This window comes from Sphingobium sp. PAMC28499, from assembly GCF_004795815.1.
Taxonomy (GTDB): domain Bacteria; phylum Pseudomonadota; class Alphaproteobacteria; order Sphingomonadales; family Sphingomonadaceae; genus Sphingobium; species Sphingobium yanoikuyae.
On sequence record NZ_CP039248.1, the window covers coordinates 2,487,097 to 2,512,332 of the forward strand.

A 25,236-nucleotide genomic window follows, 5' to 3' on the forward strand; every position below is an offset into this window, starting at 1 on the left:
GACAGCCATTCCAATATCCGGCAATCTGACATCCCAGTCTCCAGGAAACGCAACAATCTTAAAAGGGCGGCTGCACGGAGACGCGTTCAAGCTACCAATGTTCCGAACAAAAGTCGGAACTTAACCTGGCTCAGTATGAAAGCTGCGCGGTTCCCCCAGAAATGTTCCGGACATGATCGATTTCCTCGATTCACCCTGTGAAAGCCTGCACCGCGGAGCCTGGGCGCTCAGGGAGAGGAATATGTGCGGCGAAAAGTCGCGTATAGACGTTATGAAATTATGCTCATGCTGCCCGACTTCGCACTCGCTTCCTTGAATGAGCGCGGCTACCCGGTCGAGGTGGGGCGGATATTTGAGGGGGTCAGGCCGAGACATATCTGTTCCGCCTGCTCACGCCATGAAGATCGCAACCTACAACCTCAATGGCATCAACGGGCGGCTTGCGCTGCTTTTGCGCTGGCTCGCCCTTGCCGAGCCGGACGTGGTATGTCTGCAGGAGTTCAAGGCGTCTGATGAGCGCTTTCCCGAGCGCGCCATCCTCGACCTTGGCTATGAAGCGATTTGGCTGGGGCAGAAAAGCTGGCATGGTGTGGCGATATTGAGCCGGGTTGGCGAGATTCACGACACGCGCCGGGGGCTTCCGCGCGAACCGGAGGATGTGCAGAGCCGCTACATCGAGGCCGCAGTAGACGGTGTGCTGATCGTCGGCCTCTATCTCCCGAACGGCAACCCAAGACCCGGTGCCAAATTCGATTATAAGTTGCGCTGGTCCGACTGGCTGCATGATCATCTTTCGACGGTTGTGGCCCTTGATCCTCCGGTGGTGGTTGCTGGCCCCTTCAACGTTATGCCGACCATTTCGACGTCTATGTACCTGATCGCTGGCGCGACGATGCGCTGTTTGCCCCCCGAAGTTCGCGAGGCTTATGCGCGGCTGCTTGAGCTGGGGTGGACCGATGCGTTCCGCGATCTTCACCCTGACGAGCGCATCTACACCTTCGGGAAATATTGGCGCAATTCGTTCGAGCACAACGCAGGCCTTCGGATCGATCACGACCTTTTGAACGACGAGGCGGTGACGAGGCTGATATCGGCGGAGGTCGATCGCCGTACACGCGGGTGGGGACAGGACCAGCGACCATGCGCCGGTTATCATCAAATTGCCTGACAAGACGAAACGTAAACGAATGCGCTAATCAATCCCTTCGGGGAGGCTAGCATACCATTGTGCATAGGGGCCTGTGCGTGCGAGATGGCGGTTAAGGTCGGGCGTGCCATCGTCCCACCAGACCGGGCCACGTTCCCCGAGCGCCACCTTGGCTTGATGAACCGCTTCATGCGCGATTGTCTCGGCTATATGATCGGCCGTGCGCCTGGCCGCGCCGACGGCACGGCGGGCGTCCATCAGTTCCTTCACCAAGCGCTGACGCTCGTCAGGCTCTAGAGCAGGGTTACTCAAGCGCCAGAGCCGCCCGCGCACCGCGAAGTAGCGTCCATCCGGCGTGACGGGGTAGGGGCGACTGCTCACGCTGTGCGAACCTTTTCAGACATGCTTCGGAAGGTGATCGACCAGCGCGGCACCTCGATAGGTGCGATACTATGTTCCCAAATGTGACGCACTTCACCAGACAAATGATAGATGGAACGCCGCGGCAGCGAGACTTTGGCGCGGTCGAACCCGGCACTCGTTCGGCGGCGCAGACGCAGCACGGCTTCATTGCCAAGCGAAATGCCCACGACATGCTCGAATACTGGCCTGTCCTTATGCCAGCCAATGCCGGCGCCCGGATCATAGCGGATCAGCAGAGCCTGAGCGAGATCGTCCGCAGCAAGCCCGACAACAGAAGCGGTGCGGCTTCGCACTTCGAGAAGCCAGTCCGGCATTGGTTCGGACGGCGCGAAGCGCATATGCTCGAAATCATAGTTCCAGCCGTAGCTGTAGGTCAGGCGCTTGCCTGTCCATCGCTGGAAACGGAACGGGGTTAAGTTACAGCCATTGATCTTAGAGGCTGTGTCAGAACGCTGACGTAACGGTGGACGGCCGAGTTTCGATATGATTCCGAGGGGTTGCGACACCAACCTTGGAAGCCATCATGTGGAACCCGACCGCCCGCGCACATCATAGCCGCGCACAGCTTCGCTATGGAAGCGATCTTACCGATGCAGAATGGCATTTGATTGAGCCGTATTTGCCCGCGCCGTGCCAATGCGGACGGCGACGGCGTTGGCCGATGCGGGAGATCATCGAGGCCATTTTCTATTTGCTGCGGGCAGGTTGTCCTTGGCGGCTTTTGCCTGACAGCTTTCCGCCATGGCGCACGGTCTACCGCTGGTTCTGCACTCTGCGTGACGATGGGACATTCGAAAGTCTCAACCACCATCTTGTCCAGATCGACCGTGTCCGAACGGGGCGAGAACCGATGCCGTCAGCGGCGGCCATCGACAGCCAGAGCGTCAAGACCACTGAAGCGGGTGGTCCGCGCGGCTATGACGCAGGGAAAAAGATCATGGGCCGCAAGCGCCACGCCATGGTCGATACCGATGGTCGTGCGCTCGAACTGCTGGTTCATGGCGCTGACGTGCAGGACCGAGACGGCGCAGTGCCTTTGCTCCGGCAGTCACGCCAGCGGCACCCCTTGGTCGAGCATGCCTATGCCGACAGCGCCTACAACAGCGATCGCGTCCGGGAAGCCACATCCGTCACGATAGAGATCGTTCGGAAATTCGCCGACCAGACCGGGTTCGTCGTCCATCCCAGACGATGGGTGGTCGAACGAACCTTCTCATGGCTCAATCGAAATCGACGCTTGGCAAAGGACTTCGAGCGAACCATCAAATCCGCAACTGCACTCCTATATGCCGCTGCTGCCGTCGTCCTCATCAGGCGCATCGCTCGTTACGCATGAGATTCAAGACAGGCTCTTATCGATTAGCTCAGCTTCCTGTACTTTGGTCAGCATATCGTCACGCATCGCAAGACCAGGAACCACGGGCATGTCGAACAGATCTAGCGTCGTCTTCATCCAAGCCATCGCATGTTGGTGCAGCAGGCGGGCGGGCCCATGCTTCGGATTGCGATATAGGATCGATTATCGCCGATTACAGCAGCACAGCCATTTGCGACAGGCCATCTCAGCTCAGCAAATGCCGAGCCATCCCATCGAGGGCCGCGTTCATCTCCTCGGCCCCTGGGATTTGTTGATCAGGGCGGGCCACGTCGCAGGAGGCGACCTCGTCGCCAACGATCTCGAGCTAACCGATATATCTGCAATTGCTCTAATTTATGCCGCCGCTGCCATCGTTCTCATCAGGTGTATCGCTGGTTACGCATGAGGCTCAAGGACATTCTCTTAAAGGTGCCCGCCGAAAAACCTAATCCGCTCGTTTGGGGATGCGGAAACGTTGACTTGTGCCAAAGACCCGTTGTTCGGCGAACATGCAGCTGCCGGGCTGCAACGCGCCTAATACTTACGCTCGTCGGGGCATCGCATCTCGCTAGATCCGGCCATTCACTCTTGTTGACAAGAGCAAATTGACAAAATCGCCTTTCCCGTACTGGCCGCTTCTACTAAGCTCGCCCATATTACGTCAAGAGCCTAACAAAAACCGCAAAACCATCTTTGGGAGAATCAACTATTAAATCAAATTTTAACTAAGCGGTGAGGAAAGTGGGGGCATGTCAGTCCGAAAATTTAAACCGGGAACAATCTGACTTTTCCGCCGCTTTCGTAGAGGAGCGAGGATTGAAACGACCCTTCAGCACCCTCGTAACTTTTAGAAGGCGCCACGCGGGATGCTGTCGACTGTCATCAAATCATTTTCTAGATCGACTCCAAGTCTCGCTGGCGCTCAGTATCGAGCGTATTCGCGACAGATGCCGATGATGTATCCCATCCTGCTTTCGAGCACTTGGATCGTCGCGTACGTTCATACAGATATCGCGCCTTTGTGGCTGACCGTCGCAATTCCCTCACTTTTTACCGCTGCCTGCGTCTTTCGAATGTTTCACTGGTTGAAGGCATACGAGACGATACCATCACCTGAAGAAGCAGCCAGGGCATTCAGGGCGACAATGCTACTGGCGCCGATAATTGCTTCATCCTTTACCGTTTGGTCTTTTCTTCTTTTCTCATACGGTACGCCATACACCAAATCCTATCTAGCTTTTTATATGGCTAATACCGTAGTTGTGTGCATCTTCTGCTTGATGCATGTCCGTGAGGCAGCACTGATCGTGACCTTGATCGTCAACGGCGCATTTATTGGATTCTTCGCTTGGGCCGGGCAACCAACTTTCCTTGCCATGGCGCTTAATACTGCACTCGTCTCGATCGGCATGTTGGTCGTTTTATCGATAAACTATGATGATTTTGCAAGGAGGATAGCGGCCGAAGCCGATGCATCGGCAAAGCAAGCAGAGCAAGCCCGATTGATGCGAATGATCGATGATATGCCAGTCGCGGTCATGACCGTTGACCCGATCGATTTCAAGATTACCTATCTCAACGACGCCTCTCGCCAACTTTTGAGGCGCATTGAGCATCTTCTTCCCATCGACGCTGAAGCCATGATTGGAGCTAGCATAGACATATTTCACCTAGTCCCTGACCGACAGCGCCGGCTCCTCTCGGATCCGACGCGCTTACCGCATCGCATCCGCATAAATCTCGGAAACGAAGTACTGGACCTGAACGCTTCCGCCATACACGCCGATGATGGCAATTATCTGGGGCCGATGCTGACTTGGGCGATCGTCACCAGCGAAGTGGAAGCAGAAAAAAAGATCCGCTATCTTGCCCATCATGACGCTCTGACCGGTCTGGCGAACAGGGTCACTCTCAACGACGCGCTGCTAAAGCTCACGTCGGATGCGCTAACCCCGGGGGCGTTGCTGCTGATTGACCTGGATGGTTTCAAAGGAATCAATGACACGCTCGGGCACAAATTTGGCGACGAACTCCTTGTCGCTGTTGCCAAGCGCCTTTCTGAACCCTGTGACCGCTACTCCGCCGTCATTGCTAGGCAGGGAGGCGACGAATTCGCGATCGTGCTGACCAATGTTTCGGCTTTGCAATGCGACACAATTACAAGCGACATTCTAACGCGCCTTTCAGAGCCTTTCGTTCTCGAGCGGAAGCGCGTTGCGCAGATTGGCGCATCAATTGGTGTTGCGCTCTTCCCGGAGCATGCGAGGTCGGCGGAAGAGGTGATGGTTCGCGCCGATATGGCACTTTACGTCGCGAAGGCTGCTAGAAAAGGGGGCGTGCGCTACTTCACCGCGGAGATGCAGGACGAGTTTGTTGCAGCCAACCGCCTGGAGAATGAACTGCGCATTGCTCTTTCGTCGGGAAAAGGATTGAGCATATTCTATCAGCCGATTATCGACTTGCGGCATCGTAAAGTCGTTTCCAGAGAGGCCTTGGCACGATGGTATCACGACGAGTTGGGCTGGGTGTCCCCCGCCACGTTCATTGTGGCCGCCGAGCGCAGCGACTTAATCCTCAAACTGGGCCACCACGTGCTCCATGAAGCGTGCCGTGAGGCCATGTCATGGGATGGAGGCGAGACGGTGGCGGTTAATATTTCCGCTTCGCAGATGGGGCGGTCGGAATTGCTATCAGTCGTCCGTTCGGCCCTTGATCAGTCTGGATTGCCTCCCGAAAGGCTCGAACTCGAAATCACCGAAACAGCGCTTTTGAGAAACGAGGCAGCATCCGTCGCAGAGCTGGAGCAGATCCGGGCACTTGGCGTTCGCATTTCCCTGGATGACTTTGGCACCGGCTATTCTTCACTGGCGCATCTTCGAATCTTTCCTTTTGACAAAATCAAGATAGACGGCAGTTTCGTGCGCGACGCGCTCGACCGCGCCGATTGCGCGTCGATCGTTGCGGCTGTGATCGACCTGGGGAATAGACTGGGCGTGGCTACGGTGGCGGAAGGGGTGGAAACCTTGGCGCACTTTAATTTGATGCAGGATTTGGGGTGCCATCAGGTCCAGGGATATCTCTTGGGGCGGCCTTCCGCTTCACCATATGACGACATTCTTAACCCTGATCTCGTAACGTCATCGTAAACAATACCCAGTTTACAAGCTTTTATAAATCGGGGGACAGTTCGCCTTAAACGGGTGCTCCGGAGAATGAACTCCACACGGTCGTTGAATTGCAGCACACTGCTTTCAATACGCCGATAGCGCCCCTATCGGCGATCAATGAGAGCTGGTAGCTTTGAGGCGGTCGATGACGCTGAAGCTGGGTGGTTGGGCGGCGGGCTGGCTGAGTGCAGCTCCAGCCACGGTTAACTAATGAACCTTGGAACGCTCGCTATAAAACGGTGGCCAGATTTTTAATAAATCAAAGGTGAACCCTTAATTTGACGATCGCGGCGATCGGCCATGCGCTGGGCTATTTCAGCCTCTTTGCGCCAGCTGAGCGCTGCTGCCAGCGCGACCGCCCGGACATTTGGAAGGTCGGTCGCATCTGCTCTATCTTGATTTAGTTGAGCCTGATCCCAGCAAAAATTGACGTCTTGAATCATGGGAGCTCCTTTGGTGCGCCAGAACAACCACTCTGCGGCCTTTTCGTTCCAGAAGACTTAAACATTCATTCATCCTAACGCAGTCAATTGGGACGTAGCGAGGAATTATTATTAGGGACTGCAGGAGCTGATGGCTTGCTACTGCTTCCGTTAGTGTCAGGCATTGGGCGCTTCCGCGGCATAAGTCGCGCAATGATTTGCAGGGCGTTCCGCGCGGTGTCTCAGATGCAAAGGGCTGGCGCTCAGCATTTTCAACTATCATGTTTAGCGGGCGGGGAGCCAAAGGCAGGCTCCTTACTGGCTGCTCGTCGACATGATCTTGGCGCGTAGTCTTACGACATGTCGGGTGCGGAATGTACCGATAACCGCGCCCGCTTCATGGAGCCGAGACGTGAGGCCGGGCAGAGGTGGGGCGGGGGGCGTCACCTGTGAGGACTGAGCTTTACTTCCTCCAGCTCGGCACGCCGATCGCCCACCGCGAGGCCGCCATTGCGCCTCCCGACGCTGAGGGAGTCTCTTACCTTTATGGGTGAAATCAAACAGCTATATGACGTGAAACTGCGCCGCATGATCTTGCCTATGCTGCTTAGTGCCCAACGTTCACATTGTTGGTGTCAACGATGAGGGCGTGTAGCGCGGCTAATTCGTCGTCGGACATCGCAGCGCGAGCGCTCCGAGGGGCGCGCGCAGATAAACCTTTCCATAGCGTCCCGACGGCTGACCCGCGAGCTATTTGGCACCTACGCAGGTTGTCGGGGGGGCGGGGTACACTGGCAGAACCTCAACGTGTATAGGACACTGGCCGGCTACCTTCCATGACGCCTATTTTGTTGCGCCTTGCCAGAAGATTGCAGTGAAGGGGCGGGGAAGCGACACTAGGCCGTGCGTGTGCTGGATCACCGAAGTCGTGACCAAGAAGTCGTTGACGCGTAATCCGAACCTGATCGCGTCCTATCAAATGACGGATCCGGTAAATAGAGCGAAACTCTACGTCCGGATTCGCTGGCGCAAAAAGTCGAAGCGTTCGACGCATGATCGTTTAACAAAAATAGGGCAATCAAGAGGAGGATTTTAGGCTTTCTGCCTGCTGATTCAATTTCTTAGCTTTGGCTTTGGCTGCGTCGCGAATGGATTCCGCCTGTTGTTCCAGTTTGTCAGCTTCCGCATCCGCCTGCGCTTCAATGGCGCGTCCCTGGTCTTCTAGCGCATCAGCACGGGAATCGAGGGCTTTCGCTGCGGCCCGATCTACACGATCTGCTGCTCGACCAGCACGCTCGGCAGGGCTATCTCCCTGATAAGGGACGCCAGAAGCATTGGCTGCGGCCTCATCCTTTGCTGCCCCCGCCTTTTCCTTTGGTCCGTCGCAAGCGGCAATCGTGCAGAACGCTGCGGCTGTCATGAGCATTGTCGTCGTTTTCATGCTGCACCAACCCTTGGGAGAAACGCTCGTTCCTCAGTGTAGGAGACATTTTGTGGGATTCACGACTGCCGTTTTACGGATCCAGAAGACTGGCCCCTTAGCGCTTCATGGGCATTCTGCTTACCTAGCGAATCTGTTGGCTGGAACCCGCTGAGACTCAATCAAGATTGGGCTCGACCGACACCGATTGTGCAATCAGCCGCGCATTGCCGAATGTGGTAAGGAACGCAATATCCGCTGCATCCCTGCCAACCCCAATTTTTACCATCGCAGCTTCCTTCGCCATTCCCGTCGGATCCACGAGGTGCCACTCACCGCCTAGGAATATCTCTGCCACCGCATGGAAGTCCGGAGGATTTACGCCCAACGCGTAGACGCTTGCGATTCTGGCAGGGACGCCTGCCGCACGCGCCAGGCAGATCATAAGGTGGGCGTAGTCGCGACAAATTCCCTGCCGCGAGATGAATGTGTCGCCCGCTGTCGTCATGACGTTGCTTGAACCTGGCACATAGCTCAGATGGCCGTGTACCCAATCCCGCATCGCCATTATGAGCTCGCCGCCTTCAATCTTGCCGAATTCGGCATCTACGAACGTTTGAAACCGATCGGACTCGCAATAGCGCGACGACAGAAGGTAGGGCACGGTCTCGCCTGGGAGCTGATGCGGTGGCACTTTGGGAAGCGTTCTGCAATCAGCTAGCAGTCGATTGACGGTCACGGATGCCCGATAGTCGACGACCATCTTGCCCGAAAGGCGCAGCCAGATGCGCTCACCTATGCAGTCCTGAGCAGGTACACGCGCGACGTGCTCGGCATTAGGCAGAATTAAGTCTGACCGCTCTACGGTCTGCTCGGGTATGGCAGCTGCTTCGAGTTGCAGAAGTATGTCGGTGGGTTCGTCCAGTTCATAGTCGAGATGGGCATGGATATTCATTTTCATGATGGATGCACCTTTGAAGACGAAATGGCAGACTAGATTGCCATCGGGGATTCGATCCAACGTATGGATCTCGTAGTGTCGGCGCGATTTAGATAAATAGCGGAAAGTATATATGAAGCTGGCTATAAAATTGCCGGTTCGATTCCTTCATTACAGTATCGTTAGATACGTGCTATTCAAGATAGCTAGGGTGTTGGCGATCCTACAGTCGGTCAAGCAGTTCGGCTTTGCTGACAGCATATTCCTCGGCTGTGATAATCTTTTTTTCGTAAAGGTCAGACAGACCTTCTATTTTGGCGAAGATAGCTGCGTGATCATCTTCTATCCGAGCTCGGGACGGTCGATCCTGCGCCGGAACTGCGGTGGAGACCTCACTGCCCGGTTCCTCCCGAACGACGTCACTCTCCTTCGAAACCGGTTCCGGCGGGCTTTGCTGGGGGTCAATTTGGTGGACCCGCTGGAGGCTAGACAATGGTACCGGACCATGTTGGCTCGTCAGGGTCAGGCTCTGACCGCTTCCCTGCTGCTGGGCGAGTCCGGAAATCACATGGGTTTGCGTGTCGTAAATGGTCATATGACCGTCCGTGACAATTGCTAGCCGCCGGCTTGCCGGAAAAACGGCATAGTGCATCTGGTTCTGCGATCCGGTGGTGGATGGCGTGCCGAGGTCTTCGGGCCAACGAGAAGACGTGCTGGAATTGGTAGAAAGGGTGGGTGGTCTAGCAGGCTCTATCAACATAGGTTCCTGGATGGCAGCACGGGCCAAGTTATCGGCGAGAGCGCTGATTTTCGCCTTTAAGCTATTGTTGAACATGTCGCCGATCATGAGCATGCCCCCTGTCAACCATTGGCCCATGCCTCCAAGATCTGGATGATTGAACTGTGCCTGGTGGCCATTGCCCTCAATGATCGCCAAAAGCAGAGCGGATGTCGCATCAACGCTTACGCCGTGTTTTGCAGCAGCCTCAGCTACCAAACGCTCGCCTGCTTCTGTCAGCCGGCGAGGCAATGGAGCACCTTTTTGTTGAGTCTGGGAATCCATGCGGCTTGGACGAATGATATGCTCATCGGTTCCTTTTTGGCGTCGACGCCCGCAATGAAGCGCAGTGCGCGATGACGCGGCTTGGCCGCAACATCTGGAAGAAATGGAGCGAATATGACCAACGCAGCCTGGTCGAGACCAAACTGTACGGCTTCGAGTTGCTGAGGCAGCGCGTTTCCGCGCGCACCTTCAAGCGTCAAGTTACTTTGCTCGAGGCGCGCTGCGATCCTCAATCGCTTCTTCGAGATAGGACGCCAAATACCGCTAGGCTCGCATAATAATTATAAGTATTCTGGGATCCGTATCCATCGATAACTATGCAACAAAGCCCCTCGCATGCAGACAAATCTGGAAGTATGGACATCCAAGTTTTTTCTGGCAGACCACGATGGCAGTTATAGCTTTCGCCAGAATAGAAATCAGCCGCTCTCCCACGGGCCAATGGCGCCCATTCCAAAAATCGGTGATCGAATGTCGATCTGTTCCAATACACACTGCTGGGCAACATCGGGATGCCAGGCGGTCATAGGCGCACCAGCGTCTTCGGGCAATCTTAGCTGGCGCCCCATCTAGGTTCGATTATGAACGCCGGCTCGAAACCGCAGCGGACAAGGACTTGATGGCTCGCAGAAGTGCCATGGCGAGCAGGCGGCGCGCTATAGACCGTCAAATACGGCTTGCATAATTGCCGTTCAAGACATACGACTACATCTGTAGTCGGAGGAATAAATATGCGGTTTCGGAAATCGATTGGAGCGATACTGGCCTTGCCGCTTGTCGCGGCTGCACCATCTCCTGGACCCGCGGAATCGCCCCATAAGCTTGCTCCTTTGACTGTTGCGGTTCGCCCTTCGCGGTTGCCTCAGTCGGCAGTCCCAGTTCAGCGCTTTCTCCTCACCGCGAATGCCGAGGCGCGGGCGTTCATGCGCGAGCAAATGGCTACGAAGCATATTCCAGGAGCGCAAATTGCGGTAGTACAGCACGGGCACATAATACTCTTGGAAGCTTTTGGAATTGCGAACCTTGAGCATCGGGTGGCAGTTACAGAGGATACGGTGTTTCCGATCAATTCGGCAACGAAATCCTTCACGGGCGTCGCGGCGATGCAGTTGGTCGAAACGGGAAAGCTAGACCTTGATGCGCCAATTTCGCGCTATCTCGAAGATCTACCCGCCACATGGCAAAACATACGTGTCCGTCAGCTTCTCGCCCACACCTCGGGCCTGCCTGATATCATAGGACGCACCGGACTAATTGGCGATGGCACCGAGGAAGGCGCTTGGACCACGGTCAAGGCTTTGCCAATTGAATCTGCGCCCGGTACACGTTTCGAATACAACCAGACCAACTACGCACTGCTAGCGCGGATCATCGACACGCTGAGCGGCATGTCGTTCGCTGAGTATTTCTCTGCGCATCAGTTCAAGCCGGCCGGCATGATGCATGTTCACTTCGGCGATGGCTTCGACATCGTTCCGGACGCTGCAACGCCCTACAGCTTCTATGGATCGGGTCATGGAGGTGCCGTAACGAAAGAGCTTGGCCGTTGGCGGGACGATCTGCCGCACTTTACGCGAACCGGTGCCGGACTTAACGCCTCCGCACGCGAGATTGCGCGCTGGGTCATCGCTCTTCAAACAGGCAAGCTTTTGGCGAAGCCTGAGAGTTTGAAGCGCCTTTGGACGGCAGACACGCTCAACAACGGAGATCGCAACGAGTGGGCGATGGGCTGGCCAATCGTCCGCGCCGCGCCGCATCCGATAGTCGGTGGAATTGGCGGAGGTCGGGCGGCCTTCTTCATCTACCCAGAGGATGATCTCGCAATTATAGTGCTGACCAACCTTGTCGGTAGCGATCCGCAACAGTTCATCGACAAGATCGCAGCTTTCTACGTTCCTGCGATTGCGACCGCTGCAGCATACGATTGAGAAGATTTAAGATGTTTGGGTGTTAGAAGCGGCCTTTTTCGGGTCGCGCTACAATGGCTGTCGACGCGGCATACGCTGCCGGCAACCATCGACCCAATCCCGTCGTTCGAGCGCGAAATTCCAACTCCTGGCTGCCGACCGTCCGCTTTTGCGATTTTCATGACCGGTGCGTGACCACCTCAGTCGAGGCCTTGGCTCCTCGCAGAGAACCCAGAATTTTCGGCTGGCTGCCGCCTGCTCAACCCTGGTGGGTAAGGTGCACGAGCGGATAGGCTCGACCCTGGCCATCAACCGGTGACCAACCGGTACGCCGGAAGCCCATCCGTTCGTAAAATTCTAAAGCCTGGCCATTCTGTTCGTTCACATCCGTGGTCATCGCCGGATGAAGCTCAAGCCCGTGCCTCACCAATGCGGCACCTACGCCCGTTCCGCGCACGGCCGGATCCACGAACAGTGCTTCCATATGTGCATTGGCAATCAGCATGAATGCGAGGGGGCGATCCTCGGCATCGACCGCGAATATAAGCGGCGCTTGTGGCAGGAAACTGGACACGAGTTCGTCCAGCGCGAGCCGATCCTCATAACTTAGAAAATCATGCGTGGCGTCGACCGCCGCGCGCCAGATTTCAATAGCGCGTTCCCCTTCACCCGAGCGCGATGGCCTTATCGTTATCATCCCCATTGAGATGCCAGAGAACCATCGAGCCGCCAAGCAGACTTCGATTCTGCCTTCCCGCAATGAAAAGCGCGAAGCCATCCGTCAGGCATGCATATCCACTTGGGCATAAATGTGCGCCGGCGGACTTAGTAGCAAAGCGCGGGGAGCAACAGGGATGTCCTGGACCAGGCAGCTCTTACTCCCGGTAGAAACCATCACGCCACCTTCGCAGCCCAACCTGCTCGAAGGCTAAATTTCGAAGCCCAGCTGCGTTCCATCCGCTATCCCGCCCAGCTTTTCAAGCGAGCCGTGCGCCTCGCGTGATCGCCTGCGCTTTCAGCGGTTCGACGCGTCATCCTGAAGCGCAGGATGACGCAAGGCTTAAGATGGCACCCGTCTGACCTGAGCAGTCCTCCTGTTGAGCGATCTCCATCAGATGCTATTCTGACGAAGCGACGACTCAGCAGGAGGCGGCTATGCCCACAGCCGACGACGTGAATTATCTGTTGCGGAGGGCGCGACAGGAAGCCCGCACAGCTAGAGAGGCCATGGCCCGCGGCGATCATTTGATGATGATATATGCCCATCGCGAATTGGCGGTGAGATATGAAGCAAGAGCGTCAGTGCTCCAGCGTGGTCTTGTAGTTATCTGATCTGTCGCCAGGCGCCGATCAAAGAATTTCGAAGGCCAGGATGGCTGCCATGGTAGTTAACGCGATGGCATGAATCAGCCAGTCAAGCGGAGCCAACGGATCAGCATCCCATTCACGCCATTCGCTAATCACCGAACCCCTCCCTGGGTGACCCCAGCGCTCCTGATTTCGGGGGGAAATGAGGGGGTAGCACTGGGATCGCTCCCTTAATATTGGAAAAAGATGCACCGTCAACATGGTGCCAACGTCCAGCAGTTGCACTCAAGCCGTATCATGGCAGCTCCGACATGCCAGTCGGGCAGCCCATTTACACGTCCTTCCTGCGCAATGCTGCTTGCCTGGGCCGGCATCATCTAGTGCAGCCGGTCCGACCCTTTCCCGTCGTTTGCCGCAGGCTTTCGATCCCTACTCGCGAACGACCGGCGGTTGTTCGATGGCGACGCTCCGGCAGGCTCGGATCGGTCAGCAACAGTTCGATTGAATTAGAGGATCGACAGACTTTACGACGCGGAATTCAGGGAACGACCGTTCAGTATGGGAAAAGCCGATCAGGGATCAGTCATTCATATGCAGGCCTGCTATTTCGACCCCCTTTATGGCGATGAGTATCCCCTTGAGACACCGCGCTGGTGCTCGGACAGACAGACGCCGCTCCTGGTGACGCCCGGCGCCGGCATCTCTCGTGACGATATAGTTTCGGGCGCACGATCCCTCTGGCGCTATCGCGCCACTTTGCCGGTGGATATCCCAAACCCCATCAGCATGGGTGAAGGCTGCACGCCAATGCTGCAGCAATACTGGGGCGATCAACGGCCCTATTTCAAGCTGGAGTGGTTCAATCCCACGGGCAGCTTCAAGGATCGGGGCGCCTCGGTCATGTTATCCTTCCTGCGGCAACTGGGCATTACGGCCGTACATGAGGACAGCTCCGGCAATGGCGGCTCGGCCGTCGCCGGTTTCGGCGCTTGCGGTGGTCTTGATGTAAAGATCATAGCTCCGGCCCACACTTCCCCTGCCAAGCTCGCCCAGGTTCGTGCTTATGGGGCGAAACTCGAACTCGTCGATGGCCCGCGGGAGGCTGCAGCAGCCCGAGCGATCATGCAGGCGACCCAGACCTTCTACGCCAGTCATAATTGGCATCCCTTCTTTCTTGAGGGAGCCAAGTCGATCGCCTACGAAATCTGGGAAGATTTTGGCTTTAGTGTGCCCGACAATATCATCATGCCAGCGGGCGCGGGAAGCAATCTGCTCGGATGCGCTTTCGGCTTTCGCGAACTGCTCAAGGCCGGTCAGATTGCAAGATTGCCGCGCCTGTTCGTCGCGCAGCCGCTCAACTGCTCGCCGATTGATGCAAGCTTTGCGGCCGGTGTCGATACGGCGGTCGCGCGTCCAGTGACAAAGACGATCGCCGAAGGCACCGCCATCACTCATCCCCTGCGTTTACGGCAGATGATCTTTGCAATGCGGGAGAGCGGCGGCGGAACCGTGACACTGACTGAGGCTGAGATCATTGATGCTCTGCGTCGGTTGGCTCGACAGGGAATTTTTACCGAACCAACCAGCGCCACGGCAGCAGCAGCGCTCGACAAGTTATTGGAGAGGGGGAGCATCCGCGAGAATGAGCAAACAGTTGTGATTATCACCGGGACCGGCATGAAAGCCGCGTCTGCCATCGCCGAAGTGATGGAAGGTCAATGTTTCTAAGCCTTATGAGCAGCCCCCGGACCTTTTCACAGCGCCAGAGCAGGCTCGACGTAGAAATAGACCTTTCTATCTGCACTTCGGAGTGCGACCATTTGTCGCCATTCAGCGGCAATTGCTCGTTCCTAGGTGCGGTCGATCCGCTAACCGGTAGGTCGTGACCAGATTATCTCGTGCAGCCGTGCCCCCGCGATGTCCGGGTTTGGCAGGATTTGGCATTTAGCCGGTTTGCGTGATCATCTGACCAGACGCCGATCAAGCCAGGCGATTGTATTGCGAGATGCAATCCACGAAAGCGCGGACCTTTGGGACGCGATAGCGGCTAGCTGGCCAAAGCATGGTCACGACGCCTGTCTGCTCAACGTCACCGTCCAGGACGGGAACCAGCGCACCGCGTCTTAGCGCATCGCGCACAAGGAACTCTGGAAAACATCCGATCCCGGTCCCAACGAGCGTGAGGTCCAGCAGGGCATCGATGATGCTCGCGGTCAGGCTCGCAGGGATGCGCAAATCCGAAGCCGATGGTAAGATCCAGGGTATGAGCCGTCCAGTCGAAAAGCGTTGCCGCAGGCAGACATGTTTTGGGAGATCATCCGCCGAAGTCGGCATGCCGCGTTTGGCAATATAGGTTGGTGATGCGACGAGCTGCCAACGAAACTGGCCCAACGGCTTATGCAGAAGTCTGGAATCTCCCGTGGCCCCCGTGCGGATGACAACATCGAACCCCTCTTCGACTACATCGACGATCCGGTCGCTGTAATCGAGATCGAGCTCCACCAGGGGATAGGTCTCGACGAAAATCGCCAAAGCGTCTGTCAGCAATTCCCCTGTAACCGGCAGGCTGACCCTGAGGCGGCCGCGTGGCGTGCCCGACGCCTCCGCCAATTCGGCCTCTCCCGCCTGAAGCTCATCCAGCATCCGCCGCGCACGGACAAGAAAAAGCGCACCTGCCTCTGTCAGCGAGATTGTGCGGGTGGTGCGATGAAAGAGCGTCGCGGCGAGCTGGCTCTCCAGCCGAGCGATTGTTTTCCCGATCGCTGATGACGAAACCCCGAGCGCTTGCCCTGCGCCCTTGAAGCTCCGCGCCTCCGCCGCCGCGACAAACGCGCGAAGAGATATGAGGCTGTCTACCGGCTCACCCATTAAATCCATAACCTCTGCAATGATCGGAATTGCAGCCTATCAATCTTCACTGAAACTTGCACTAGATAGCCAAGCCTATCCGCAACGCTTTAAAGGATTGGCTATGTCCGACCTGTTCTCACCATTTGATCTCGCTGGCACGAAGCTCTCAAATCGCATCGTCATGGCGCCAATGACCCGCTCGCGCGCGCCCGATGACATCGCCACCGACACGATCGCCCTCTATTACGCCCAGCGCGCGACGGCCGGCCTCATCGTGAGCGAGGGCACGCCGATCTCGCGCGAGGGTCAGGGCTATCTCTTCAACCCCGGCATCTTCTCCGCTAAGCAGATTGCAGGCTGGCGGCTGACGACCCAGTCCGTCCATGCTTTGGGCGGCCGGATCTTCGCCCAGCTCTGGCATGTCGGGCGCGTTTCCCATCCTTCGATACAGGAGAATGGCGCAACGCCTGTGAGTGCCAGTTCGAAGATCGCCAACGGTGCCACGGCATTTGGTTATGACGAAGACGGCAAGCCGGGATTCGTCGCCACGCCGGTGCCGCGCCCGCTAGCCACCGAGGAAATTGCCCGCGTGGTGGCTGACTTCGCCGACGCAGCCGCCAATGCGGTGGACGCCGGTTTTGATGGCGTCGAGATCCACAGCGCCAACGGTTACCTCTTCGAGCAATTCCTCAACCCGACGGTCAACGATCGCACCGATCGCTACGCCTCCGACACGATGGAGAACCGTCTACGTTTCGTCCTGGAGGTGGTCGACGCTGTGATCGCGCAGATCGGCGTGGCGCGGGTCGGCATCCGCCTCTCGCCGTTCGGCAAGCTGTTCGATATGGCCCATCACGACGAGATCGAGCAAACCTACGCGGCGCTGATGCAGGCGCTCGGCGAGCGCAGGCTCACCTACATTCACATCATGGACCAGTCCGGCTTCTTCTACGACGAAGGCTCGGCCGTGCCCGTGTCTGACCGCATCCATGCTCTCATTCGGGATGCTCGGCGGCATCTGCCGGCGACGGCGATCATCCTGGCCGGTGGCATGACGCGCGAACGCGCCGAAGGCCTGATCGATGATGGCACGATAGATCTGGCTGCCTTCGGCCAGCCCTTCATCTCCAATCCTGATCTGGTCGCACGCCTGCAAAACGGCTGGCCACTGACGGCGCCCGACCGCGATACCTATTATGGTGGCGGAGCCGAGGGCTTCATCGACTATCCGGCCTTCGAGGCAGCTTGAACGAAGAGCCGGCCGGGCCAATCCCGGCCGGCAATGGCTTGCGCGACTACAGATGCCATCAAATCCAATCGTCGCCCTCCGTGGGGACGGTATCGGACACGCAAGACGCTGAATCAGGATCGGCCGGAGCTAAAAGATCGGTTAGAAGGACCAGAGGCTTTCGACGGGAATGGCTATTTGCTCCATAAGCTGACGTTGGCGTGTGCCATTGCAAACGGCGGCTTTCTCCCAACCATCACCCTCCGCAGTCGACCCTTTGTTGCCGTTCAGACGCCAAATTCTGATGCCCAGGTGCGGTCCGTCCGCTTTCCCGGCAGGTCGCGACCAGTTCAAGTCGTTCGAGTCCGCTGACCCAGACGTCCGAACCTGTCCGAAGCTGCCGTATGGTTAGGCCAATCTACTCTATCCTCGCCCTTGAGAATCCGGCCGCATCCTCAGATTTTCCGAAAATCATCTCAATTCATCGCGTCATCGAACCAAGCCGGTCGTGCATCGCTCGCGACAAGCCAGACCAGATAGTCGCGTCGGGACTGGATCAGCTTGTGGTAACAAGCGTATGCCTTGTCGAGAAAGTCGGTAATCTCGGCCAGCGTGGCCGGCTTCGGCTCAAGTATCTTCAGGGATCGGTTGCCCTTCTTGTCCTTGCTGACGCTGACCTCCAGCTTGCCCCGCGCCGTGCGAACGATTTTCCCATCGTCGTCCTCTACCCACGGATCGTGGATGAAGCGATTGCGCTGCTCATGCAACTTACCTTCTATCTCGCTCAGCACCGCGTCTAGCTCTTTGAACCAATCGCTGTCGGGCTGATGGATGAACGCCGTCCGTCGCAGAATGTCGATCTGGCCGCGAAACGGCGTCATGCTCAAAACTGTCGTTCTGACGGTCGTATTGCGCTCGCCGATGAGCGCAACGCTATCGAGCAAATCCCGTGTGGCATCTTCGACCAGGCCCCACACGATGACCACAAAGCCGAGGTGTCGTGCCAGTTCGCCGAACTCGCTGTTTTGCAGCACGGAGTCCGATTGATAGAACTTGGGTAGCTTCGCCATCGTCAGACTGCCTTCGCCGCCGCCTCGCGAAACCGATCCAAATTCGCGACGATGCTCTGGCCTTCGATATAGGTGTTGCGGGCTTGATCGATCCAAGCCTGAATGTCGCTCAGCCCCTTCTGGTCGCCCGCTTCCAGCTTCCCGTCATTGTCCTTGAGGTTGCTCAGGATTTTTCCAAGCTGGCTGGTATGGAGAGTAATGGTGCCGCCCTCGATGCGGATGGCGTGATGGGCGACGGTGTTGCGGTTTGCATTCGCCTTCTCGGCACGCTCGACCCAATTCGTGATGCCGTTCTTCCAATCCTTGCTGGGGATCGTCTTCGCCCGCTTTTTCAGCAGTTCCGCTTTCGGCCTGGCATCCAACTGCGCGACGATAGGTTCGATCATGGCATGTTCAGGAAGCGCGAACATGCCGACCAATGCCTTGTTCAACTGCGCATCTATCAGGCTGGCCCACAGGATCAGTTCACCTATGGCCGCGCAGAACTCCTTCATCGCGGCTTCGTCAACATCGGGCAGATCAGGCTTGTCGGTCACTTCTGTCAGTTCTCCGGTGGTAGTCGATTAACTCAAAGCCCTGCAAACCGCCGCTCCACGATTCATGTTCTTCGATACCTGCGGCTGCCAGAAGGCTTTTCCAGATCGCCTCAACGTCTTCGTATGCCTCGTCAATGAACGCCTCACTGATGATCTTCACCCACTCAGGTTCATAGTCGCGAAGCATCTTCTTGAACGCGCTGTCAGTGCCCTCGGCGATCCATTCTCTCGGCTCGGCCTTGTGGGCTTTCGGATGCGCGAGCATGTTGCGGAGGTCGACCAGTTTCGCTGTCGTGACGTATGGGCGCTTATTCCAGTCGATCTCAATGCCGGTGATTTTGCGGATAGCTTTGATCTTCTCCCGCACTGTCTCGTGTTCAAAGTCCTTCCACTCGTCAGGCTTCCCGTCGAGCAGCTTCGCCCCAATGAAGTTCACATATCCCTCAAGCGAGAACGCGATCATGGTGACGCACGCCATCATGTCGAGGAATATGCCGTCCGTCCGCTCCTTCTCCGCGAAAGCCCTCTTGATGCGCTCGCGGAAGAACCATGCCGCGTTCGACAGATCGTTGTGCGGATAATCCACCCAATCGTTCGTGATCTTAGCGCGGATGCGTGGCTGTTTATCCGTCATTTGCTTCCGAACGCTTTGGCGATGAGCCAGAAGATCGGAAGAAAATGCTCGTCCTCAAGGTGCGTGAACACGAAGCCGTCGCCGAGCGTCATTTCGATGCGGTGCTCCATGTTCTGACAGGTGCCCTCTGCCGGATTTTCCTTCCGGTCACGGGTTGCGATGACCTTCTTCAATTTGAGATCGATCCGAACGGCGTAGAGCGCGCATTTCGGATCATCGTTCTCATACGTCACGGCCTCATCGGAGAATTTCGCGTCGAAAACGTCCAGACTTGGTTCGCCCACGTAGCCGTTCAGAAAGTCATAGCTGACCTCGTAGCATTTGCCCTCGTTCTGCCAGCAGGTGATTTTCGTCGCGCCAGGCACCATCGGCGATCCGCCATCTAGCCGCTGCCAGCGCCCGGTCGCCGTTACGAGTGTCTGAACCCGACCGACGTAATTGGACACGGCGATCTTCGGAGGTTCGTATGTTGCGATCACAGCCCATTCGCGAGCGCCTTCGAATAAGAACAGCATCACGAAGAAGCCGATCTTCCACCAATTCCATCGCCGCTTCACCTTCGACGCTTCATCCACAGTCGATGCGTTCAAGGCCGCCCCCTTAATTTCCATTCAATCCCATCTCGCGCGTTTGCAGCTTGGCTTTCCAAAGCCCCTCGGTTGCGATGATTTCCTCCATCGACGCCGCCGAGCCGCACACCTCCAAAATGGAAACCTGATAATCCGACTTGTCTCGGCTCTTGAGGACGACATTACCGCCGTTTCCGTCGCGGACATAGGTGAGCCACCGGCCTAAGAACCCTTCCTCGCCATAGGCCGATCCCACATACTGCTCTTTCGTGCGTGGGCATGTCAGGAGGTAAATTCCCTTTGCCGCGCCCAGCGTCGTCAGCCAAGACGAAGGAAGCGCCTCGATGGTCGAGAGGTTGGCGATGAAGCGGGTGTAGCCGGGAAATTCCTCTTCCCGGAATGTGCGGGTTATCTCCAAAATGGGTTTCGGCTGATCCGCGGCCTTCTGCGCCCATGTGCGCGTGCCCGGTCCCCAATCGATGAAGATGCGGCCTATGTCGGGTTCGGAAATGCCGACGAGCGTGGAGCGGTAAAGGTCTAGACCCGTGACATCGTGCAACCGGAACGGATCGATCATCCCCTCGGGGCATTCGCCGATCCGCTCGATCTCATACAGGCCGACGAACATATTCGACTGCGCGGGCGTGACAATGAACGCCGCCCAATATGGCGATGTCAGCCGGGAGCGGTTTTGGCTCGATTGGATGTTCTGATAGGCGATAAAGCTGGGGTGATCGTCGCGCCAGAGCGAATAGAGCGTGCGGCCCTTCACCGCGCCATTCTGGTGGCGCAGCAACCGCACCTGTCGTGGGTCGATGCCGTATCCGTCGAGTATCGCGTTGAATGTCAGCCCCATGTCCGCGATAATAGCCGCGCTCCGGTTGAATGCGATGACGAATCTGCGCGGTCAGGAAGAGGACGAATATCTGGACAAGGTGACGAAGCTGAGTGAATGCCTCAATGGTGACGATCCAGATGAGCTTATCCGTCAAATCGCGCGCGAAGAAGCTGACAAGCGCCGCTAGCTTTTCTCGGGCCAGTCCTGTTCACAGCGGCCCTATGGTGGGCGCTATGGCAATATGGGACGGAACCCGTCGCTCGCGGCTGAGCTCTGGGACGGCAGGCAAGTCCCACGATCCGGCGTTCGCTCTCGGCGAAACCGACCCTTCTTAGCCGTTCAGGGACGAATTTTCGATTCCCAGGTGCGGACGGGCCGCTTTCCCATTTTGGATTCCATATTAACGCGTGGCCGACGCGATATAGGTTCTGGCTCACCACTGCGTTCCCGCCATAGGAGGGAGCGGCCCTGGCCCCTTCCGGCCCAGAGACTCCAGAAGATCGATCTCGATCGTCCGACACATCGTCGACAGCGGCACGTCATGGACGGTGTTGGCAAACGGGTCCGTCAGATCCTGCCCGATCCGCAACGCAGCCAGGAAGATCAACCCGATCAGGGTCGATCCGATCGGTGTGTAGAGATCCAGCGTCTCCACCAGCGAGATTGGCAGCAACACGCAAAAAAGCCGCGTGAAGAAGTTCGGCATGAATTCGAAGCCGTTGGGCAGCGGCGTGTTCTTGATACGCTCCATGCCACCTTGCGCATTGGCAATATCGATCATCACTCGTTCGAACAGGGACTGCTGGATGGTGTCGATCTTCCCGTCAGCCCGCGCTCCAGACACGATGCGGGACATATCCTCGAGCAGTGCGTTGGGGCGGTTCGTACGCTCAGCAGCGACTTCGGCCGCCTCGGTGCCCGCCAGCCGCTCAATATCCTCTGTCGGATCCTGCCCCCGCAACCGGCACCGCATCGCGTGCGCGAAGGAGATCTGCCGCAGCACAATGGCCTCCGCTTCCGGGCCAGCCGGCAATACATTGCGGCACAACCGGGCCATGCTGCGCGACGCGTTGATCAAGGCGCCCCATAAGGTTCGCGCCTCCCACCAGCGGGCGTAAGCGGCGTTAGTCCGGAAACCGAGAAACAGGGCGATGGCCGTGCCGAACAGGGCGACCGGCAGCGCTGGCTCCTTGATCGGCATGTTTCGGTGGAAGATGGTGACCGCCACATCCCAGGCGAACAGGATGGTCAGTGGCTTCCAGATTTCGAGGACTATCTGCTGCAGGCGGGGACGCGCTCCGACGATCATCGCGGTGCTCCATTATGTATGATGTGAGAGGCGTAGCGCCCAATCCTTAAATTCAGGAGATGAGCGCGGATGCAGGCTGGCGAGCGCCTGTTCGGTTCAGGATGTCGAAGTTGCCCTCGGCAAAGAACCCTACATGCACCAGGTTGGGCGATAGGTTGTTCCAAGACCATTCGTACAAGCTGCCATGCTGAGGACGTAATTCCCCCCGCTGAGCGCCTGAAGCAATCGTATCGGCAAGAATGGAGCCCTGGTGCCCATCTTCCAGGCGAAGGCGATAGCGGACCTTCGCCCCGCGGCTGTCGCTCACGAACCGTACGGTCCCCTCGCCCGCCACATAGACTGCTACCCGCTGCGTTTCGCCCGGCCGGATCGTGAAGTGCATACGCTTCGCGGCGGGAGGATCATTGGGCGGTGCGTGCAGTACGCCGGACACCACCCACACTCCCACGACAGCGAGCGCGACGCATATCAGTATGCCTGCTCCGACGAAGATGGCGTCGAATCGTCCGATCCTCACGTCGCGTCTCGATGGTGGCCCGCGCCCTGCTCAGGCACGGACCGGATCCCGATATGCCAAAAGCCGCAGCGCGTTGATGACCACCAACAGAGTCGATCCTTCATGAAGGGCGACAGCCGGTCCGATGCCAAGACCCAGGATGGTCGCCGGTACGAGGAAGGCGACGACACCCAGGCTGACGAAAACATTCTGCCTGATAACCCAGCGCGTGCTCCGGCTGAGGCCCACCGCAAACGGCAGGTGCGACAGATTGTCGGCCATGAGCGCCACATCGGCTGTCTCCAAAGCAACATCTGAGCCGGCTGCGCCCATGGCGATACCCACGGTTGCGGTCGCCATAGCTGGTGCATCGTTCACGCCGTCGCCGACCATGGCGACCTTGGTCTCGGCCCGCAGCTTCTTGATGGCCTCGACCTTGTCTTCAGGCATGAGATCGCCCCAGGCTTCATCGATCCCGACCTGCTTGCCTATGGCATCAGCCACACGCTGGTGATCGCCCGAGATCATGATCATCCGCTTGATGCCGATCTCGCGCAGGCGTTCCAGCGCCGCGCGGGCTGCTTCGCGCGGCGTATCCAGAAGACCGATAGCCCCCATATCCCGCGAGCCGCTGCGCACGACCATGCTGGTCTGTCCTGCCTCCCGGAGCGTCTTGATCGCAGCATCCATCTCGGCGGACAGCGGGGCGATGCCGTCGCTGCCGAACATCTCGGCCTTGCCAATGAGAACTTCGTCCTCACCGACAAGAGCCGAGATGCCGCGACCCGTGAGGCTTTTCAGATTTTCAGCCTCCGGAACTGGATGATCGCCAATATGCTCGCGCCCATCGCGCGCAATTGCCTGGGCCAAGGGATGGTCGCTGAGGCTTTCGACAGCCACCGCCAGCGCCATCAGCTCTTCCCTGGTGACGCCAGGCGCCGGGATGATCTGCTGGATGCGCGGCTCGCCCATCGTCAGCGTGCCGGTCTTGTCGAATGCGATAGCGTCGAGCGAACCGAGCAGTTCGAGTGGGGCACCGCCCTTCACCAGGACGCCGCCACGCGCCGCACGAGCAACACCCGACAGCACGGCGCTCGGCGTCGCAATGGCCAACGCGCAAGGGCTGGCGGCCACAAGGACGGCCATCGCCCTATAGAAACTGTCGCGGAAAGGCTCGTCGACGACCACCCATGCGAACAGCAGCAGGAATGCCAAAGCCAGGACAGCAGGCACGAAGAAGCGCTCGAAACGATCTGTGAACCGCTGTGTTGGCGATTTCTGCGTTTCCGCTTCGCTGACCATCTTCACGACCTTGGCCAGCGTACTTTCGCTCGACAGCCGCGTGACCTCGATTTCGATCAGGCCACTACCGTTAATTGTGCCGGCGAAGACCCGGCTGGCTGCCGCGACACGGTCGGGATTGGTCCGGGCTGCCTCAGCGCTTTCCACAGGCTCCTTGTCGACCGGGATGCTTTCACCAGTGACAGGCGCCTGATTGACGGCGGAGTTGCCCTTAATGACGAAGCCATCGGCCGCAATACGCTCATCCGGCTTGATGATGACAACGTCGCCAAGGACCAGTTCCTCTACCGGTACGACGCTAGAGCCACCGTCCATCCGTCGAACGGTAGCCGTCCGCGGCGCCAGTTCGGCCAGCGCTTCGATTGCACGCTTGGCGCGCCCCATGGCGTAGTGCTCGAGCGCATGCCCAAGACTGAAGAGGAACAGCAGCAAGGCACCTTCGGCCCAAGCCCCCAGAGCGGCCGCGCCTGCTGCTGCCACCAGCATCAGCGTGTCGATCTCGAAGCGCTTCTGGCGCAGATTTTCGATGGCCTCGCGCACGGTGTAGAAGCCGCCGAAGACATAGGCCGCGATGAAGAGAGCGAACGAAACCCAGGTGGGTGCCGTCAGGAACGTCTCGATGAGATAGCCCACCCCCAGCGCGCCGCCGCAGGCCAGAGCGAAGATCAGCTCGGTGTTGGGTCCAAGCAGTCCGCCGTGCCCATGATCATGGTCGTGCTTCTCGCCAGCCGAGTGATCGTGATCCTTGTCGTGGTCATGTGCCACGGGCTTCTTTCCAGGAGCCGCGAGTGCCTTGGGTGTTACACCGGCATCGCGAAGCGCCGTAAGAATTCCATCCTCCGACGTGATCGTGCGATCAAACTCAACCCGCACCGTCCCGGGAAGAATGGCCTCGGCTTCGAACACGCCTGGCAGCGCGCGCAGCATTTCGCCAATAGACCTGGCACGCCTCTGATGACCGATGCCGTCGACCTCCCACACCACATGGCCGATACGCTCTGCGATCTGCGTTCCCGCCGCCTTCGCCAGCTCCCGGATACGCGGAAGAGAGATCGCGTCCGGATCATAGTGGATGCACAGCTGCGGCAGTGTACCGGCCGGCTCCTTCGTTACATGCACTTCAGCGACGCCGGGACGGCTTTCAATCAAGGATATCAGGCGCGAAACACAACCGTCAGCTGTGTCGGTGACTTCAGGGAGTAGCAAGGGGACATCGAGGCGGAGTTTTTCAATCATGACCATCATCCTGG

Annotated in this window: 22 protein-coding genes and 1 pseudogene; 8 read left to right on the forward strand and 15 right to left on the reverse strand. The window is 57.9% G+C overall.

What is annotated here, in order from left to right:
- Nucleotides 1–397: 397 nt before the first annotated feature.
- On the forward strand, nucleotides 398–1,168 hold the full coding sequence (gene xth / locus E5554_RS12110; RefSeq protein ID WP_168708707.1) for an exodeoxyribonuclease III: 771 nt from the start codon (nucleotides 398–400) through the stop codon (nucleotides 1,166–1,168).
- 356 nt (nucleotides 1,169–1,524) lie between these two features.
- Here xth and E5554_RS12120 read toward each other — a convergent pair whose 3' ends face one another.
- On the reverse strand, nucleotides 1,525–2,076 hold the full coding sequence (locus tag E5554_RS12120) for an alpha-ketoglutarate-dependent dioxygenase AlkB (RefSeq protein ID WP_348769751.1): 552 nt from the start codon (nucleotides 2,074–2,076) through the stop codon (nucleotides 1,525–1,527).
- A gap of 17 nt (nucleotides 2,077–2,093) precedes the next feature.
- On the opposite strand from E5554_RS12120, the gene E5554_RS12125 reads away from it, so the two are divergent.
- Nucleotides 2,094–2,906 (forward strand): IS5 family transposase, encoded by an 813-nt coding sequence (locus tag E5554_RS12125; protein ID WP_099234313.1) that lies wholly within the window; start codon nucleotides 2,094–2,096, stop codon nucleotides 2,904–2,906.
- Between the two features lie 974 nt (nucleotides 2,907–3,880).
- A complete protein-coding gene (locus E5554_RS12135; RefSeq protein ID WP_168708708.1) occupies nucleotides 3,881–6,073 on the forward strand; it encodes an EAL domain-containing protein in 2,193 nt (730 codons plus the stop codon).
- Between the two features lie 272 nt (nucleotides 6,074–6,345).
- Here E5554_RS12135 and E5554_RS12140 read toward each other — a convergent pair whose 3' ends face one another.
- The 4 genes from E5554_RS12140 to E5554_RS12155 form a co-directional block, all read right to left on the reverse strand.
- Nucleotides 6,346–6,537 (reverse strand): hypothetical protein, encoded by a 192-nt coding sequence (locus E5554_RS12140; protein WP_136186928.1) that lies wholly within the window; start codon nucleotides 6,535–6,537, stop codon nucleotides 6,346–6,348.
- A 1,057-nt stretch (nucleotides 6,538–7,594) separates the two neighbouring features.
- Nucleotides 7,595–7,957, reverse strand: coding sequence for a hypothetical protein (locus E5554_RS12145; protein WP_136186929.1), 363 nt, complete (start codon nucleotides 7,955–7,957; stop codon nucleotides 7,595–7,597).
- A 157-nt stretch (nucleotides 7,958–8,114) separates the two neighbouring features.
- Nucleotides 8,115–8,897 carry a transglutaminase family protein gene (locus tag E5554_RS12150; protein WP_136186930.1) on the reverse strand — a complete coding sequence of 261 codons (783 nt, stop codon included), beginning with the start codon at nucleotides 8,895–8,897 and terminating at the stop codon, nucleotides 8,115–8,117.
- Between the two features lie 202 nt (nucleotides 8,898–9,099).
- Complete coding sequence (locus E5554_RS12155; RefSeq protein ID WP_136186931.1) at nucleotides 9,100–9,939, reverse strand: SHOCT domain-containing protein; 840 nt, start codon at nucleotides 9,937–9,939, stop codon at nucleotides 9,100–9,102.
- A gap of 50 nt (nucleotides 9,940–9,989) precedes the next feature.
- On the opposite strand from E5554_RS12155, the pseudogene E5554_RS23350 reads away from it, so the two are divergent.
- Together E5554_RS23350 and E5554_RS12160 are read left to right on the forward strand one after the other, a co-directional pair.
- Nucleotides 9,990–10,254 (forward strand): annotated as a pseudogene (locus tag E5554_RS23350) (hypothetical protein); the annotation flags it as partial.
- 608 nt (nucleotides 10,255–10,862) lie between these two features.
- Nucleotides 10,863–11,867: a serine hydrolase domain-containing protein gene (locus E5554_RS12160; protein WP_210729735.1), complete on the forward strand. Its 1,005-nt coding sequence runs from the start codon at nucleotides 10,863–10,865 to the stop codon at nucleotides 11,865–11,867.
- A gap of 238 nt (nucleotides 11,868–12,105) precedes the next feature.
- Here the strand turns inward: E5554_RS12160 and E5554_RS12165 are convergent, their stop codons facing one another.
- Nucleotides 12,106–12,624 (reverse strand): acetyltransferase, encoded by a 519-nt coding sequence (locus E5554_RS12165; RefSeq protein ID WP_348769730.1) that lies wholly within the window; start codon nucleotides 12,622–12,624, stop codon nucleotides 12,106–12,108.
- Between the two features lie 1,088 nt (nucleotides 12,625–13,712).
- On the opposite strand from E5554_RS12165, the gene E5554_RS12170 reads away from it, so the two are divergent.
- A complete protein-coding gene (locus E5554_RS12170) occupies nucleotides 13,713–14,882 on the forward strand; it encodes a threonine synthase (RefSeq protein WP_210729736.1) in 1,170 nt (389 codons plus the stop codon).
- Nucleotides 14,883–15,134: 252 nt separating this feature from the next.
- Here the strand turns inward: E5554_RS12170 and E5554_RS12175 are convergent, their stop codons facing one another.
- A complete protein-coding gene (locus E5554_RS12175) occupies nucleotides 15,135–16,022 on the reverse strand; it encodes a LysR family transcriptional regulator (RefSeq protein WP_136186933.1) in 888 nt (295 codons plus the stop codon).
- 103 nt (nucleotides 16,023–16,125) lie between these two features.
- Here E5554_RS12175 and E5554_RS12180 point away from each other — a divergent pair, with 103 nt between their 5' ends.
- A complete protein-coding gene (locus E5554_RS12180; protein ID WP_136188335.1) occupies nucleotides 16,126–17,253 on the forward strand; it encodes an alkene reductase in 1,128 nt (375 codons plus the stop codon).
- A 455-nt stretch (nucleotides 17,254–17,708) separates the two neighbouring features.
- Here the strand turns inward: E5554_RS12180 and E5554_RS12185 are convergent, their stop codons facing one another.
- Genes E5554_RS12185 through E5554_RS12205 form a run of 5 tightly spaced genes read right to left on the reverse strand, consistent with a single transcriptional unit; the run spans nucleotide 17,709 to nucleotide 20,897 of the window.
- Complete coding sequence (locus E5554_RS12185) at nucleotides 17,709–18,302, reverse strand: hypothetical protein (RefSeq protein ID WP_136186934.1); 594 nt, start codon at nucleotides 18,300–18,302, stop codon at nucleotides 17,709–17,711.
- A gap of 2 nt (nucleotides 18,303–18,304) precedes the next feature.
- Nucleotides 18,305–18,838 (reverse strand): hypothetical protein, encoded by a 534-nt coding sequence (locus tag E5554_RS12190; RefSeq protein ID WP_136186935.1) that lies wholly within the window; start codon nucleotides 18,836–18,838, stop codon nucleotides 18,305–18,307.
- The gene (locus tag E5554_RS12195) at nucleotides 18,822–19,472 is read right to left on the reverse strand and encodes a hypothetical protein (protein ID WP_136186936.1); all 651 of its coding nucleotides are present in this window, start codon (nucleotides 19,470–19,472) and stop codon (nucleotides 18,822–18,824) included. The genes E5554_RS12190 and E5554_RS12195 overlap by 17 nt, the downstream gene beginning before the upstream one ends.
- Nucleotides 19,469–20,062, reverse strand: a complete 594-nt coding sequence (locus tag E5554_RS12200; protein WP_136186937.1) for a hypothetical protein — start codon at nucleotides 20,060–20,062, stop codon at nucleotides 19,469–19,471. The genes E5554_RS12195 and E5554_RS12200 overlap by 4 nt, the downstream gene beginning before the upstream one ends.
- A gap of 10 nt (nucleotides 20,063–20,072) precedes the next feature.
- Nucleotides 20,073–20,897, reverse strand: coding sequence for a GIY-YIG nuclease family protein (locus E5554_RS12205; RefSeq protein ID WP_136186938.1), 825 nt, complete (start codon nucleotides 20,895–20,897; stop codon nucleotides 20,073–20,075).
- A gap of 34 nt (nucleotides 20,898–20,931) precedes the next feature.
- On the opposite strand from E5554_RS12205, the gene E5554_RS23490 reads away from it, so the two are divergent.
- Nucleotides 20,932–21,066, forward strand: a complete 135-nt coding sequence (locus tag E5554_RS23490; RefSeq protein WP_281728997.1) for a hypothetical protein — start codon at nucleotides 20,932–20,934, stop codon at nucleotides 21,064–21,066.
- A gap of 246 nt (nucleotides 21,067–21,312) precedes the next feature.
- Here the strand turns inward: E5554_RS23490 and E5554_RS12210 are convergent, their stop codons facing one another.
- The 3 genes from E5554_RS12210 to E5554_RS12220 form a co-directional block, all read right to left on the reverse strand.
- Nucleotides 21,313–22,188: a bestrophin family ion channel gene (locus tag E5554_RS12210; RefSeq protein ID WP_136186939.1), complete on the reverse strand. Its 876-nt coding sequence runs from the start codon at nucleotides 22,186–22,188 to the stop codon at nucleotides 21,313–21,315.
- A gap of 52 nt (nucleotides 22,189–22,240) precedes the next feature.
- Nucleotides 22,241–22,621: a hypothetical protein gene (locus tag E5554_RS12215; protein WP_247594243.1), complete on the reverse strand. Its 381-nt coding sequence runs from the start codon at nucleotides 22,619–22,621 to the stop codon at nucleotides 22,241–22,243.
- A gap of 114 nt (nucleotides 22,622–22,735) precedes the next feature.
- The gene (locus E5554_RS12220) at nucleotides 22,736–25,222 is read right to left on the reverse strand and encodes a heavy metal translocating P-type ATPase (RefSeq protein WP_210729737.1); all 2,487 of its coding nucleotides are present in this window, start codon (nucleotides 25,220–25,222) and stop codon (nucleotides 22,736–22,738) included.
- Nucleotides 25,223–25,236: the final 14 nt, after the last annotated feature.

Bases quoted from the DNA above. Each gene is read 5' to 3' on its own strand.
- xth (WP_168708707.1), top strand. From the start codon at position 398: ATGAAGATCGCAACCTACAACCTCAATGGCATCAACGGGCGGCTTGCG.
- E5554_RS12125 (WP_099234313.1), top strand. From the start codon at position 2,094: ATGTGGAACCCGACCGCCCGCGCACATCATAGCCGCGCACAGCTTCGC.
- E5554_RS12135 (WP_168708708.1), top strand. From the start codon at position 3,881: ATGATGTATCCCATCCTGCTTTCGAGCACTTGGATCGTCGCGTACGTT.
- E5554_RS12140 (WP_136186928.1), bottom strand. From the start codon at position 6,537: ATGATTCAAGACGTCAATTTTTGCTGGGATCAGGCTCAACTAAATCAA.
- E5554_RS12145 (WP_136186929.1), bottom strand. From the start codon at position 7,957: ATGAAAACGACGACAATGCTCATGACAGCCGCAGCGTTCTGCACGATT.
- E5554_RS12150 (WP_136186930.1), bottom strand. From the start codon at position 8,897: ATGAAAATGAATATCCATGCCCATCTCGACTATGAACTGGACGAACCC.
- E5554_RS12155 (WP_136186931.1), bottom strand. From the start codon at position 9,939: ATGGATTCCCAGACTCAACAAAAAGGTGCTCCATTGCCTCGCCGGCTG.
- E5554_RS12160 (WP_210729735.1), top strand. From the start codon at position 10,863: ATGCGCGAGCAAATGGCTACGAAGCATATTCCAGGAGCGCAAATTGCG.
- E5554_RS12165 (WP_348769730.1), bottom strand. From the start codon at position 12,624: ATGGCTTCGCGCTTTTCATTGCGGGAAGGCAGAATCGAAGTCTGCTTG.
- E5554_RS12170 (WP_210729736.1), top strand. From the start codon at position 13,713: ATGGGAAAAGCCGATCAGGGATCAGTCATTCATATGCAGGCCTGCTAT.
- E5554_RS12175 (WP_136186933.1), bottom strand. From the start codon at position 16,022: ATGGGTGAGCCGGTAGACAGCCTCATATCTCTTCGCGCGTTTGTCGCG.
- E5554_RS12180 (WP_136188335.1), top strand. From the start codon at position 16,126: ATGTCCGACCTGTTCTCACCATTTGATCTCGCTGGCACGAAGCTCTCA.
- E5554_RS12185 (WP_136186934.1), bottom strand. From the start codon at position 18,302: ATGGCGAAGCTACCCAAGTTCTATCAATCGGACTCCGTGCTGCAAAAC.
- E5554_RS12195 (WP_136186936.1), bottom strand. From the start codon at position 19,472: ATGACGGATAAACAGCCACGCATCCGCGCTAAGATCACGAACGATTGG.
- E5554_RS12205 (WP_136186938.1), bottom strand. From the start codon at position 20,897: ATGGGGCTGACATTCAACGCGATACTCGACGGATACGGCATCGACCCA.
- E5554_RS23490 (WP_281728997.1), top strand. From the start codon at position 20,932: ATGACGAATCTGCGCGGTCAGGAAGAGGACGAATATCTGGACAAGGTG.
- E5554_RS12210 (WP_136186939.1), bottom strand. From the start codon at position 22,188: ATGATCGTCGGAGCGCGTCCCCGCCTGCAGCAGATAGTCCTCGAAATC.
- E5554_RS12220 (WP_210729737.1), bottom strand. From the start codon at position 25,222: ATGATTGAAAAACTCCGCCTCGATGTCCCCTTGCTACTCCCTGAAGTC.